This window comes from Kitasatospora sp. NPDC023118, assembly GCF_055560875.1.
Genome location: NZ_JBVHHW010000001.1, coordinates 238,558 through 252,194 on the forward strand (window position 1 = coordinate 238,558; position 13,637 = coordinate 252,194).

A 13,637-nucleotide genomic window follows, 5' to 3' on the forward strand; every position below is an offset into this window, starting at 1 on the left:
GACGGGATATTCCGCTTTTCGGGATTCTGGGCATCATGTAACTTGCACGACCGCACCACCGCATCAGGGCCAACGTCGTCCCTACTTGCACCAACTTGCCGAAAGACGACGACGGGAGAGCCGATGCTGCCTGCATCCATGCACTCCGCCAACGAGCCTCAGGCCGGCGCCGCCCGCCAGCCCTACGCGCTCGTGCCGGATGCGCGACCTGCTGCTCAGGGCCTGTACGACCCGCGAAACGAGCACGACGCCTGCGGCGTCGGTTTCGTCGCCACGCTGACCGGCATCGCCGACCACACCATCGTCGAGCAGGCACTGAACGTCCTGCGCAACCTGGAGCACCGCGGCGCCACCGGCGCCGAGCCGGACTCCGGTGACGGCGCGGGCATCCTGACCCAGATCCCGGACGCCTTCCTGCGGGGCAAGGTCTCCTTCGAGCTCCCGGCGGCCGGCTCCTACGCCGTCGGCATCGCCTTCCTGCCGGATGAGGATGCCGCTGACGCCGCCGCCGTCGGGCAGATCGAGGCGATCGCGGCGGAGGAAGGCCTGACGGTTCTGGGCTGGCGCGACGTGCCGGTCACCCCGGACCTGCTCGGCGCCACCGCGCGCAGCGTGATGCCGCGCTTCCGGCAGGTCTTTCTCGCGTCAGCGCCTGTTGGACAGAGCCTCGGGAAGGACGGCCTGGCCGGCGTCGAGCTGGACCGGATCGCCTTCGTGGTCCGCAAGCGCGCCGAGCGCGAGGCCGGGGTCTACTTCCCCTCGCTGTCCGCCCGCACCATCGTCTACAAGGGCATGCTGACCACCGGACAGCTGGAGCCCTTCTTCCCCGACCTGTCGGACCGCGCCTACGCGTCCGCCATCGGCCTGGTGCACTCGCGGTTCTCCACCAACACCTTCCCGAGCTGGCCGCTCGCCCACCCGTACCGCTTCGTCGCGCACAACGGCGAGATCAACACGGTCAAGGGCAACCGCAACTGGATGCGCGCCCGCGAGTCCCAGCTCGCGACCGATCTCATTCCGGCCAACAAGAACGGGCAGGGTCTGGAGCGGATCTTCCCGATCTGCACCCCGGACCACTCCGACTCGGCTTCCTTCGACGAGGTCCTGGAGCTGCTCCACCTCGGCGGCCGCTCGCTGCCGCACTCGGTGCTGATGATGATCCCGGAGGCGTGGGAGAACCACGCCACCATGGACCCGGCCCGCCGCGCGTTCTACCAGTACCACTCCAACCTGATGGAGCCCTGGGACGGCCCGGCCTGCGTCACCTTCACCGACGGCACCCGGATCGGCGCCGTGCTCGACCGCAACGGCCTGCGCCCGGCCCGTTACTGGGTCACCGAGGACGGCCTGGTCGTGCTCTCCTCCGAGGTCGGCGTCCTCGACATCGACCAGCAGAAGGTGGTCCAGAAGGGCCGCCTGCAGCCCGGCAAGATGTTCCTGGTCTGCCTCAACGAGAACCGGATCGTCCCGGACGAGGAGATCAAGGCCGGTCTGGCCGCCGAGCACCCCTACGAGGAGTGGGTCACCGGCGGGCAGATCCAGCTCGCCAAGCTCCCCGAGCGCGAGCACATCGCCCACACCCACGCCTCCGTCACCCGCCGCCAGCAGACCTTCGGCTACACCGAGGAGGAGCTGCGCGTCATCCTCGCGCCGATGGCCAGGACCGGCGCCGAGGCGCTCGGCTCGATGGGCACCGACTCGCCGATCGCCGCGCTCAGCGAGAAGCCGCGCCTGCTGTTCGACTACTTCGTGCAGCTCTTCGCGCAGGTCACCAACCCGCCGCTGGACGCCATCCGCGAGGAGCTCGTCACCTCGCTGCTGTCCAACCTCGGCCCCGAGGGCAACCTGCTGACCGCCGAGGCCGCCTCCTGCCGCTCGGTCGGCATCACCTTCCCGGTGATCGACAACGACGAGCTGGCCAAGCTGGTCCACATCAACGCCGACGGCGACCAGCCCGGCCTCAAGGCCGTCACGCTGTCCGGCCTCTACAAGGTCGCCACCGGCGGCGAGGGCCTGGCCGAGCGCCTGGCCGAGATCGCCGCCGAGGCCGACGCCGCGATCGCCGACGGCGCCCGGATCATCGTGCTCTCCGACCGGCACTCCGACGCCGAGCACGCCCCGATCCCCTCGCTGCTGCTCACCTCGGCCATCCACCACCACCTGATCCGCACCAAGCAGCGCACCCAGGTGTCGCTGCTGGTCGAGGCCGGCGACGTCCGCGAGGTGCACCACGTCGCGCTGCTGATCGGCTACGGCGCCGGTGCGGTCAACCCGTACCTGGCCATGGAGTCGGTCGAGGACCTCGTCGCCCAGAACGTCTTCATCCAGGGCGTCGAGGCCGAGAAGGCGATCAAGAACCTGATCAAGGCGCTCGGCAAGGGCGTGCTCAAGGTGATGTCCAAGATGGGCATCTCCACCGTCGCCTCCTACCGCGGCGCCCAGGTCTTCGAGGCCATCGGCCTCTCCCAGGAGCTGGTCGACGGCTACTTCGCCGGCACCACCACCAAGCTCGGCGGCATCGGCCTGGACGAGATCGCCAAGGAGACCGCCGCCCGGCACGCCAAGGCGTACCCGGCCTCCGGCATCCCGGCCGCGCACCGCGCGCTGGAGATCGGCGGCGAGTACCAGTGGCGCCGCGAGGGCGAGCCGCACCTGTTCGACCCGGACACCGTCTTCCGGCTGCAGCACTCCACCCGCAACCGCCGGTACGACATCTTCAAGCAGTACACGGACCGGGTGAACGAGCAGTCCGCCCGCCTGATGACGCTGCGCGGCCTGTTCCAGCTGGACGGCCTCGGCCGGGAGCCCATCCCGGTCGAGGAGGTCGAGCCGGTCTCCGAGATCGTCAAGCGCTTCTCCACCGGCGCCATGTCGTACGGCTCGATCTCCCGCGAGGCGCACGAGACCCTCGCCATCGCGATGAACCGCCTCGGCGGCAAGTCCAACACCGGTGAGGGCGGCGAGGACCCGGACCGCCTGTACGACCCCGAGCGCCGCTCGGCGATCAAGCAGGTCGCCTCCGGCCGGTTCGGCGTCACCTCCGAGTACCTGGTCAACGCGGACGACATCCAGATCAAGATGGCCCAGGGCGCCAAGCCCGGCGAGGGCGGCCAGCTGCCCGGCCACAAGGTCTACCCGTGGGTCGCCAGGACCCGGCACTCCACCCCGGGTGTCGGCCTGATCTCGCCGCCGCCGCACCACGACATCTACTCGATCGAGGACCTGGCGCAGCTGATCCACGACCTCAAGAACGCCAACCCGGCGGCCCGCATCCACGTGAAGCTGGTCTCCGAGGTCGGCGTCGGGACGGTCGCGGCGGGTGTGTCGAAGGCGCACGCCGATGTCGTCCTGGTGTCGGGGCACGACGGCGGCACGGGTGCTTCGCCGCTCACCTCGCTGAAGCACGCCGGCGGCCCCTGGGAGCTCGGCCTCGCCGAGACCCAGCAGACCCTGCTGCTGAACGGGCTGCGCGACCGCATCGTCGTCCAGACCGACGGCCAGCTGAAGACCGGCCGTGACGTCGTGATCGCCGCGCTGCTCGGAGCCGAGGAGTTCGGCTTCGCGACCGCCCCGCTGGTCGTCTCCGGCTGCATCATGATGCGCGTCTGCCACCTGGACACCTGCCCGGTCGGCGTCGCCACCCAGAACCCGGTGCTGCGCGAGCGGTTCTCCGGCAAGCCCGAATTCGTGGTCAACTTCTTCGAGTTCATCGCCGAGGAGGTCCGGGAGATCCTGGCCTCGCTGGGCTTCCGCTCGATCGAGGAGGCCGTCGGCCACGCCGAGCACATCAACGCCCAGGCCGCGATCGACCACTGGAAGGCCGCCGGGCTCGACCTGGCCCCGCTGTTCCACGTGCCGACGCTGCCCGAAGGCGCCGCCCGGCACCGCACGACCACCCAGGACCACGCGCTCGACAAGGCGCTGGACAACCAGCTGATCGAGCTCGCCGAGGACGCCCTGGAGCGCGGCGAGTCCGTCCGCATCCAGCTGCCGATCCGCAACGTCAACCGCACCGTCGGCACCATGCTCGGCCACGAGGTGACCAAGCGGTACCGCGGCGAGGGTCTGCCGGAGGGGACCATCGACGTCACCTTCACGGGCTCCGCCGGGCAGTCCTTCGGCGCCTTCGTGCCGAAGGGGATCACCCTGCGGCTGGAGGGCGACGCCAACGACTACGTCGGCAAGGGACTTTCGGGTGGTGTGGTCGTCGTCCGACCGGCGCGCGAGGCCGCGGCCATCGGCAACGACGCCCAGAACCACGTGATCGCCGGCAACACCATCGGCTACGGCGCCACCTCGGGCCGGATCCACCTGCGCGGCAAGGCCGGCGAGCGCTTCGCCGTCCGCAACTCCGGCGCCACGCTGGTCGTCGAGGGCGTGGGCGACCACGGCCTGGAGTACATGACCGGCGGCCGGGTCGTCATCCTCGGCGAGACCGGACGCAACCTCGCGGCAGGCATGTCCGGCGGCATCGCGTACGTCCTCGACCTGCGCCCCGCCAACGTCAACGACGGCATGGTGGGCATCGAGGCCCCCACCGCCGCCGACCGTGAGTGGCTGCGCGAGACCGTGCAGCAGCACTACGAGGAGACCGGCTCCACCGTCGCCGCCGAACTCCTGGCCGACTGGGGCAGCGGGGTCTCCCGCTTCTCCAAGATCATGCCGACCGACTACAAGGCAGTGCTCGCCGCCAAGGACGCCGCTGAGCGCGATGGCCTCTCCGAGGCCGAGACCACTCGCAAGATGATGGAGGCGGCACATGGCTGACCCCAAGGGCTTCCTGACCACGGGTAAGAAGCTGGCCGAGCGACGGCCTGTGGACGTTCGTATCCGCGACTGGAACGAGGTCTACGTCGAACGCAGCCTCCTTCCCATCATCGGCAAGCAGGCCGGCCGCTGCATGGACTGCGGCATCCCGTTCTGCCACAACGGCTGCCCGCTCGGGAACCTCATCCCCGAGTGGAACGACCTGGCCTACCGGGACGACTGGACCGGCGCCATCGAGCGCCTGCACGCCACCAACAACTTCCCGGAGTTCACCGGGCGGCTGTGCCCGGCGCCCTGCGAGTCGGCCTGCGTGCTCGGCATCAACCAGGACGCGGTGACCATCAAGAACGTCGAGGTCACCATCATCGACAAGGCCTGGGACCGCGGCGGGGTCACCCCGCAGATCCCGGAGCGGCTCTCCGGCAAGACCGTCGCCGTCATCGGCTCCGGCCCGGCCGGCCTGGCCGCCGCCCAGCAGCTCACCCGGGCCGGCCACACCGTGGTGGTGTACGAGCGCGCCGACCGCATCGGCGGGCTGCTGCGCTACGGCATCCCCGAGTTCAAGATGGAGAAGCGCCACATCAACCGCCGCATCGAGCAGATGCGGGCGGAGGGCACCCGCTTCCGCACCGGCGTGCACGTCGGCGACGACATCACCGGGCAGCAGCTGCGCGAGCGCTTCGACGCCGTCGTGGTCGCCGCCGGCGCCACCACGGCGCGCGACCTGCCGGTGCCCGGACGCGAGCTCAAGGGCGTCCACCAGGCCATGGAGTACCTGCCGCTGGCCAACAAGGTGCAGGAGGGCGACCTCGTCGAGTCGCCGATCAGCGCCAAGGGCAAGCACGTGGTCGTGATCGGCGGCGGCGACACCGGCGCGGACTGCGTCGGCACCGCCCACCGGCAGGGCGCCCTCTCGGTGACCCAGCTGGAGATCATGCCGCGGCCCGGCGACGAGCGCCCCGGCCACCAGCCGTGGCCCACCATGCCGATGACCTACAAGGTCACCTCCGCGCACGAGGAGGGCGGCGAGCGGATCTACTCCGTGAACACCACCCACTTCACCGGCGACGAGCACGGCAACGTCCAGGAACTGCACCTGGTCGAGGTCGAGTTCAAGGACGGCCGGTTCGAGCCCGTCCCGGGCACCGAGCGGGTCATCCCCGCCCAGCTGGTCACCCTGGCCATGGGCTTCACCGGGACGGACGTGAGGAACGGCCTGGTCGAGCAGCTCGGCGTGGACCTCGACGCGCGCGGTAACATTGCCCGCGACGGCCGGTTCGCCACCAATGTCGATGGCGTGTACGTCTGCGGAGACGCCGGCCGAGGCCAGTCGCTGATCGTCTGGGCCATCGCGGAGGGCCGCTCGGCCGCTGCCGCGGTGGACAAGTACCTGGGCGGCAAGACCCCGCTTCCCGCCCCGATCCGACCCACGGACCGCCCTCTGGTGGTCTGACGGTCCGACCGGCCCCCTGAACCCCCGGCGCCGCATCGCCGGGAGCTCAACCCGCTGCCCCCGCCAGCGTCGCCGGGCCAACGCGGTCTCCTGGCGCCTGCTCTCTTCCCCGACCAGTTGGAGGGCGGGCGCCGTCGCGTTCCCCGGGCTCCCTTGGGCGAGTTCTCACCCGGCTTTCACCTGCGCTTTCGTCCGTGCACCGAGGGCCGGCTCACAGCTTTCTCCCAGCCTTCGCACAGCGGCCGGAATGCCTCCCGGGACGGGCTGTTGCTCGTCGGTGCCAGGTGGCAGACTGCCGCCGACGGCCGGGGGGCTGCGCGAGTGCGGAGGTTGACTTCGATGGGCACGACTCAGGCAGGCGGGGGCGCCACCGTACGGCGTCTGCTGCTCGGCACCCAGCTGCGCAAGCTCCGCGAGTCCAGAGGCGTCAGCCGCGAGGAGGCCGGCTACTCGATCCGCGCCTCCGAGTCGAAGATCAGCCGGATGGAACTCGGCCGGGTCGGCTTCAAGGAGCGCGACGTCGCCGACCTGCTCACCCTGTACGGCGTCGAGGCCGAACAGGAACGCGCCACCGTCCTCGGACTCGTCCGGGAGGCCAACGCCAGCTCCTGGTGGCACGAGTACGGCGACGTGCTGCCCGCCTGGTTCCAGAACTACCTGGGACTGGAGGAGGCCGCCACCGAGATCCGCAGCTACGAGGTCCAGTTCGTCCACGGGCTGCTCCAGACCGCCGACTACGCCCGCGCCGTGATCACCGCCGGCTGCCAGGGCCACGGCGTCTCCGCCGAGGACATCGAACGCCGGGTCGAGGTCCGCCTCAAGCGCCAGGACCTGCTCACCGCCGAGCACCCGCCCCGGATACTCGCCGTCCTGGACGAGGCCGCGCTGCGCCGCCCCTGGGGCGGCCCCGGGCTGATGCGGAGCCAGCTCGACCGGCTGCTCGAACTCTCCGAACTGCCCCACGTGCACCTTCAGGTGCTGGCGCTCGGCACCGCCGGGCTGGCCGCCGAGAGCGGCGCCTTCAGCGTGCTGGGCTTCGCCGAGGCCGAACTCACCGACGTGGTCTACCTGGAGCAGTTCACCACCGCGCTCTACGTGGACAAGCCCGCCGAGGTCGCCTCGTACCGCCAGGCGATGGAGGGGCTCCAGGCCGAGGGCCTCAGCCCCGAACAGACCCGCGATCTTCTGCGTTCCGTACGCCAAGAGCTGTGACACGTCAGTACGATGATGACCCCTCAGGTCGGCACGAGAGAGTGTTGACCACTGTTGCCGTTTCTCTGGGGTGACACCGTTACGGACCTTTCCGGCCGAAAGGCCGGGGCTGCTGATATTCGACTACGGAATCAGGAACGGATCAGATGTCGTACTTCTCCGAGTTGGCGCTGCAGTACATCGACGGCGAATGGTGCAGCGGCAGCGGCTCCTGGGACATCGTCGACGTCGACCCCTACACCGGCGACAAGCTGGCCACCATCACCGTCGCCACCGTCGCCGAGGTCGACCGGGCTTACCGCGCCGCCGATCGCGCCCAGCGCGCCTGGGCCGCCACCAGCCCGTACCAGCGCCGACTGGTCTTCGAGCGCGCGCTGCGGCTGTTCGAGGAGCGCGAGGGGCAGATCGTCCGGGCGATCACGGCCGAGCTCGGCGGTACCGCGCTGAAGGCGGGCTTCGAGCTGTCCCTCGTCAAGGACACGCTGCGCGAGTGCCTGCACCTGTCGGTGGCCTCGGAGGGCCGGCTGCTGCCCTCGCCCGTCCCCGGCAAGGAGAACCGGCTCTACCGGCTGCCGGTCGGCGTGGTCGGCGTGATCAGCCCGTTCAACTTCCCCCTGTTCCTGGCTCTCAAGGCCGTCGCCCCGGCGCTCGCACTCGGCAACGGCGTGGTGCTCAAGCCGCACCAGGAGACCCCGGTGGTCGGCGGCTCCCTGATCGCGAGGATCTTCGAGGACGCGGGCCTGCCGCCCGGTCTGCTGAACGTGGTGATCACCGACATCGCCGAGATCGGCGACAGCTTCATCGAGCACCCGGTGCCCAAGGTGATCTCCTTCACCGGCTCCGACCAGGTCGGCCGGCACGTCGCCACCGTGGCCGCCGCCCACTTCAAGCGGTCGGTGCTGGAACTCGGCGGCAACAGCGCGCTGATCGTGCTGGACGACGCCGACCTCGACTACGCCGTGGACGCGGCCGTGTTCAGCCGCTTCGTCCACCAGGGCCAGGTCTGCATGGCCGCCAACCGGGTGCTCGTCGACCGTGCCGTGCTGGCCGAGTTCACCGAGAAGTTCGTCGCCAAGATCGCCACGCTGACCGTCGGCGACCCCAAGGACCCCGCCACCCACATCGGCCCGCTGATCAACTCCGTCCAGGCCGACGCGATCACCAGCCAGGTCGACCAGGCCATCGCCGGCGGCGCCACCGCGCTGCTGCGCGGGAACACGACCGGAAGTCTGATGGCGCCGACCGTGCTCACCGACCTGGCCGAGGACGCGCCCATCCTGCAGCGCGAACTCTTCGGCCCGGTCGTGCTGCTGGTGCCCTTCGACGGCGAGGACGAGGCCGTCCGGCTGGCCAACCACACGCCCTTCGGGCTCAGCGGCGCGGTGCACACCGCGGACCCCGAGCGCGGTGTGCGGGTCGCCCAGCGGATCGAGACCGGCATGATCCACGTCAACGGCGGGACCATCGCGGACGAGCCGGGAGTGCCCTTCGGCGGCGAGAAGAACTCCGGCGTCGGGCGGCTCAACGGGGAGTCCACGGTGGACGCCTTCACCACGGTGAAGTGGATCTCGGTGCAGCACGGGCAGGCGCCGTTCCCGTTCTAGGGCGTCCGGTTCTGAGACGGGTGCGCTACGCGGCGCGGGCCTCCCGGCGGTAGCCGCCGGGGGCCTGGCCGAACTCCCGCTTGAAGGCCTTCGCGAAGGCGTACTCCGAGCCGTACCCGGTCTGCGCCGCCACCGACGTCAGCGGCGCCTCCGACTCGCGCAGCAGCCGGGCGGCGGTGGTCATCCGCCAGCGCGTCAGGTATGCCATCGGCGGCTCACCCACCATCGAGGTGAACCGGCGGGCGAAGGCGGCCCGGGACAGGCCCGCCCGGTCCGCCAGGGACTCCACCGTCCACGGGGTCGCCGGGGCCTCGTGGATCGCCGTCAGGGCGGGCGCGACGGCGGAGTCCCGCAGCGCCGCCGCCCAGCCGGCGGCCGTCGCGGCGGGCTGGTCCTCGAACCAGGCCCGCAGGATGTACAGCAGCAGCGCGTCGATCAGCGCCGGGACGATCCCGGTCGAGCCGATCCGCGGGTTCTCCAGCTCGGCGCCCAACAGCTGGACCGCGGCGGCCAGTTCGGGAGGGCGGCCGTGCCGGGTCGGCAGGTGGATCAGGGCCGGCAGCTGGCGGACCACCGGGTGCGGGCGGCCCTGGTCCAGGTGGTAGTTGCCGCACAGCAGGCTGGTGCGGGCGCCGTCACCGCCCAGCGACAGGGTGCCGATCGGCGAACCGCTCTCGACCCGGCAGGCCTCGGCGTCCACCGGCGGGGTGTCCGGGTGGTCGGCCAGCACGTGGCCCCGGCCGTCCCGCAGGAACACCACGTCCCCCGGGCTGAGCGGGACGGGCTCGCCGCCGACGGCCGGGTCCACCGGGACCAGCCAACACGTGCCGTACAGCACCACGTGGAAACCTGCCCCGACCACCGGGGGCAGACGCAGGGCCCAGGGCGCCCGGCCGTCGGTGCGCACGGACGCGGGGTGCGCCGTGCGCATCGAACCCAGTGCCTCGGTCAGGATGTCCAACGCCCGCCCCTCTCGCCGCGTGTGGGAGTTCAGTCGACGGTGAGGACGACCTTGCCCTGGACGGTACCGGAGCCGACCAGCTCGTGCGCCCGGCCGGCCTCGGTGAGCGGGAGGGCCTCGGCGACGTGCGGGCGGATCAGGCCCTCGTCCACCAGGGCGGCGATCGCCTCCAGCGAGGCGTAGTCGGGCTCGACGGAGACGCCCGCGAAGCGCCGTCCGGCGGCCTCGATCGCGGCGGCGAGCTCCTGGTTCCAGTGCTCCATGATGGTGACGAGGGTCCCGCCCGGCTTGAGCACCTCCAGGGCGCGGGTGCCCTCGGAGGAGGAGTCGAAGACGATGTCGACGTCCTTGACCGCCTCGGTGTAGTCGGTGGTGCGGTAGTCGATCACCTCGTCGGCGCCGAGCTCCTTCAGGAAGGCGTGCTTGGGCTCGCTGGCCAGCGCGATCACGTACGCGCCACGGGCCTTGGCGATCTGCACGGCGAGGTGGCCGACGCCGCCGGCCGCCCGGTGGATCAGCACCCGGTCGCCCTCGCCGACCTTCGCCAGATCCACCAGGCCCTGCCAGGCGGTCAGCGCGGCCAGCGGCAGCGCGGCGGCCTGGGTGTGGTCCAGGGAGGCGGGCTTGCGGGCCAGTTGACGGGAGGGCGCGGCCACGTACTCGGCGTACCCGCCGGCGGAGCGCGGGAAGAACGGCATGCCGTAGACCTCCTCGCCGACCCGGTAGCGGGCGCCCGGCCCGGCCTCCTCGACCACCCCGGAGATGTCCCAGCCCACGGTGAACGGCGGCTCGCCCAGCAGCGGGAACGCCCCCGCCCGCACCGCCACGTCCACCGGGTTCACCCCGGCGGCCCGCACCCGCACCAGCACCTCGCCGCTCAACGGCTTCGGTCGCTCCACCTCGACCAGCCGCAGCACCTCGGGACCGCCGAACTCCGTCTGGACCACCGCACGCATCGAACTCTCCCTTGTCCGGTCAACACCGGCCCCCCGTGGGGCCGTTCGTGATGTGCTCAACCATAGGGAGATCGAGTGAGCGGATGAATATCCTCAAGTCTTCGCCAGATGTCCGATCGTCTCTCCGGGCGAGTGGATCAGGCCGGGTAGCGGACGAGGCCGTCGGTGGTGAGCTCGAAGTCGAAGGGGTCCGGGATCGGCACCCGGTCGCCGAACTTGCCGTTCCATTGCTGGTGGTAGCCGCTGGGCGAGGGCTCGGAGTAGAGCGTGATGTCGCCCTCGCGCGGGTCGATCAGGAGGTACAGCGGGATGTCCATCAGCGGGTAGTCGCGGACCTTGCCGACCAGGTCGTTCTCCGGGTTCGACGGGGAGACGACCTCCACCGCGATGGCCGCCTGCTCGGCCGGGACCTGGTTGCCGCCCGACTCCAGCGGGATGTAGGTGAGGTCGGGGTTGCGCAGCTTGCCCACGTTCGGCGAGGCGAGGTCGGTGTTCTCGCTCGGCATCATGTCAGCAGGTTCGTGTGCCTCGAACTGCCTGCGGATCAGCAGGAGGTTGCGCTGATGGATCACGGAAGGCCCGGCCATCATGATGATCTCGTCGCCCGAGATCTCGATCTTCCACCCGTTCGGAGGCGTCAGGCTCTGCGCGTACGCCAGCAGTCGCGCGTGGCGCTCGGGGATCTGGAACTCGCTCATGGCGCCATTCTTTCACCGCGAACGACTCGAAGGCCGTCGGCGCGGGACGAGCGGTCCCGCGCCGACGGCCCTCACAAAAGGTGCGACTAGAACACCGGCTGGCCGGCGCGGACCAGGCGCCAGGAGTTGGTGAAGAAGTCGGCGGGGTCGATGACGCCCTTGGCCTTGACCCAGGCGATCATCGTGTTGCGGATCTCGTCGGAGTTCGACCAGACCGCCTTGGCGTTGGCGACGTGCGGGAAGTTGCCGCCGCCGTTGGCGCGGTAGTTGTTGACGGCGAGCACGAACTGGGCGGCCGGGTCGATCGGCTTGCCCTGGTAGCTGAGGTTGACGATCCGCTGGCCCTTGGGCTGGGCGATGTCGATGTCGTAGCTCAGGCCGTAGATCGAGTCGTAGTTGTAGTCCGGAGTGGTCTCGGCGCCGGTCATGGCGTCCTTGTCGACCGGGGCGCCCGGGGCGAGCTGGTAGTAGAACTTCGCCGAGAACTCCAGGTAGTCCTTGAGCTGTGCGCCCGTCAGGATGCGGGCCTCCAGGGTGTTCTCGTAGATGTACAGGCCGGCGGCGTCGCGCAGCTTGACCTGGCCGGACGGGATCAGCGCGGTGCGGTTGAACGGGGCGGCCTGGGCCAGGACCGGGAGGTTGGCGTACTGCCCGCCCGCCAACGCGGTCTTGACGGCGTCCGCCTGGACCCTGCCGATCAGGTCGATGATCGGGGTGGCCTTGAACCGGGCCTCGGCGATCGACAGCTCGATCCTGCTGGTGCCGATGTTCTGGTTGACGTACGCCACGACCTTCTTGTGCTGCCCGACGATCGCGTCCGAGATCTCCGGGTTCTCCGGCACGGTGTTGGAGTTCAGCACCCGGGAGGAGACCGAGGCGACCTTCCAGTGGCCGTCGACGAACTCGACCTCGAAGTCGAAGCAGCTCAGGCGCTGGCCCCAGCACAGCGGCTCGGAGAGCACGACCGTCTTGCCGGTCTTCTTGTTGACGATGAGGCGCTGCGCGACCTCCTTGTGGGTGTGGCCCACCAGCACCGCGTCGATGTCCGCGACCGTCTCGGCCATCTCGCCGGAGGCGTCCTCGGGCCAGGGCAGCTGGTCGCCGTAGGTGGTCGGCTCGTCGATGCCGGAGTGGGCGGAGACGACGATGACGTCCGCGCCGGCCGCCTTCATCCGGGGCACGTACTTGGCGGCGGTCTCCACGATGCCCGGGAAGACCATCTTGCCGCTGACGTTGGCCTTGTCCCAGATCGCGATGCCCGGGTTGGTCAGGCCGAGGATGCCGACCTTCAGCGGGGTGTCCTCGTCCAGCCACACCTCCTTGATCACGTACGGCTTGAAGGCCGGCTTCTCGTTCTTCGCGTGCAGCGCGTTGGCGCCCAGCAGCGGGAACTCCAGCTGGTCCTCGAAGGCCTTCACGGTCGGGATGCCGTAGTTGAACTCGTGGTTGCCGAGCGCGGCGGCGTCGTAGCCCATGAGGTTCATGGCGACGGCCATCGGGTGGTCCGGCACGTTGTCGCCGTCGGTGGCGATCGGCTCGATCCGGGCGTAGTAGTAGGTCAGCTGGGTGCCCTGGATGATGTCACCCGAGTCGATCAGCAGGCAGCGGTCCCAGCCCTTCTCCTCGCGGACCTGGTTGGCCAGGGTGGAGATCTTGGCGAGACCGACCGCGTTGTGGGCCTTGTCGACGTACTCGGCGTCGGTGAAGTAGTCCCAGTTGAGCACCCGGCCGTGCAGGTCGGTGGTGCCCATGACGGTGAAGGCCTGGCGACGGGGCCGGCGCTTGTCGCCCTTGGCGGCCGCCGTGTCCGGCTCGGCGGCCGCGGCGGCGGGGGCGGCGGCGACGACGGTTCCGCCGGCCAGGGCGGCGCCGGCGGCGGTGGCTGCGGACCGGGTGACGAAGTCACGGCGGTTCAGGGACATGGACGACTCTCCCGAGTGGGAACGACGGCGATGGACCGTCAACTTTGGTTACGTGCGGCGTGCG

The 13,637-nt window shown here is 70.4% G+C and carries 8 protein-coding genes; 4 read left to right on the forward strand and 4 right to left on the reverse strand.

All coding sequences use genetic code 11. The features are described from left to right. Window positions 1–138: 138 nt before the first annotated feature. The 4 genes from gltB (at window position 139) to ACZ3UD_RS01100 (ending at window position 9,036) form a co-directional block, all read left to right on the forward strand. The gene (gltB, locus tag ACZ3UD_RS01085; RefSeq protein ID WP_465581367.1) at window positions 139–4,767 is read left to right on the forward strand and encodes a glutamate synthase large subunit; all 4,629 of its coding nucleotides are present in this window, start codon (window positions 139–141) and stop codon (window positions 4,765–4,767) included. Next, window positions 4,760–6,220 (forward strand): glutamate synthase subunit beta, encoded by a 1,461-nt coding sequence (locus tag ACZ3UD_RS01090; protein WP_465580871.1) that lies wholly within the window; start codon window positions 4,760–4,762, stop codon window positions 6,218–6,220. The genes gltB and ACZ3UD_RS01090 overlap by 8 nt, the downstream gene beginning before the upstream one ends. 339 nt (window positions 6,221–6,559) lie before the next feature. Further along, entirely contained in the window at window positions 6,560–7,432 is an 873-nt protein-coding gene (locus tag ACZ3UD_RS01095) for a helix-turn-helix domain-containing protein (RefSeq protein ID WP_465580873.1), read from the forward strand. A 146-nt stretch (window positions 7,433–7,578) separates the two neighbouring features. Beyond that, on the forward strand, window positions 7,579–9,036 hold the full coding sequence (locus ACZ3UD_RS01100) for an aldehyde dehydrogenase family protein (RefSeq protein WP_465580875.1): 1,458 nt from the start codon (window positions 7,579–7,581) through the stop codon (window positions 9,034–9,036). A 25-nt stretch (window positions 9,037–9,061) separates the two neighbouring features. Here ACZ3UD_RS01100 and ACZ3UD_RS01105 read toward each other — a convergent pair whose 3' ends face one another. The 4 genes from ACZ3UD_RS01105 to ACZ3UD_RS01120 form a co-directional block, all read right to left on the reverse strand. Continuing rightward, complete coding sequence (locus tag ACZ3UD_RS01105) at window positions 9,062–9,997, reverse strand: AraC family transcriptional regulator (protein WP_465580877.1); 936 nt, start codon at window positions 9,995–9,997, stop codon at window positions 9,062–9,064. 29 nt (window positions 9,998–10,026) lie between these two features. After that, entirely contained in the window at window positions 10,027–10,953 is a 927-nt protein-coding gene (locus ACZ3UD_RS01110) for an NADP-dependent oxidoreductase (RefSeq protein ID WP_465580879.1), read from the reverse strand. Between the two features lie 137 nt (window positions 10,954–11,090). Beyond that, window positions 11,091–11,651: a Uma2 family endonuclease gene (locus ACZ3UD_RS01115; RefSeq protein ID WP_465580881.1), complete on the reverse strand. Its 561-nt coding sequence runs from the start codon at window positions 11,649–11,651 to the stop codon at window positions 11,091–11,093. 86 nt (window positions 11,652–11,737) lie between these two features. After that, the gene (locus tag ACZ3UD_RS01120) at window positions 11,738–13,573 is read right to left on the reverse strand and encodes a bifunctional metallophosphatase/5'-nucleotidase (RefSeq protein ID WP_465580883.1); all 1,836 of its coding nucleotides are present in this window, start codon (window positions 13,571–13,573) and stop codon (window positions 11,738–11,740) included. Window positions 13,574–13,637: the final 64 nt, after the last annotated feature.

What these genes read in the sequence shown, in the direction of transcription:
- gltB (WP_465581367.1), top strand. Translation starts at nt 139, where the DNA reads ATGCACTCCGCCAACGAGCCTCAGGCCGGCGCCGCCCGCCAGCCCTAC.
- ACZ3UD_RS01090 (WP_465580871.1), top strand. Translation starts at nt 4,760, where the DNA reads ATGGCTGACCCCAAGGGCTTCCTGACCACGGGTAAGAAGCTGGCCGAG.
- ACZ3UD_RS01095 (WP_465580873.1), top strand. Translation starts at nt 6,560, where the DNA reads ATGGGCACGACTCAGGCAGGCGGGGGCGCCACCGTACGGCGTCTGCTG.
- ACZ3UD_RS01100 (WP_465580875.1), top strand. Translation starts at nt 7,579, where the DNA reads ATGTCGTACTTCTCCGAGTTGGCGCTGCAGTACATCGACGGCGAATGG.
- ACZ3UD_RS01110 (WP_465580879.1), bottom strand. Translation starts at nt 10,953, where the DNA reads ATGCGTGCGGTGGTCCAGACGGAGTTCGGCGGTCCCGAGGTGCTGCGG.
- ACZ3UD_RS01115 (WP_465580881.1), bottom strand. Translation starts at nt 11,651, where the DNA reads ATGAGCGAGTTCCAGATCCCCGAGCGCCACGCGCGACTGCTGGCGTAC.
- ACZ3UD_RS01120 (WP_465580883.1), bottom strand. Translation starts at nt 13,573, where the DNA reads ATGTCCCTGAACCGCCGTGACTTCGTCACCCGGTCCGCAGCCACCGCC.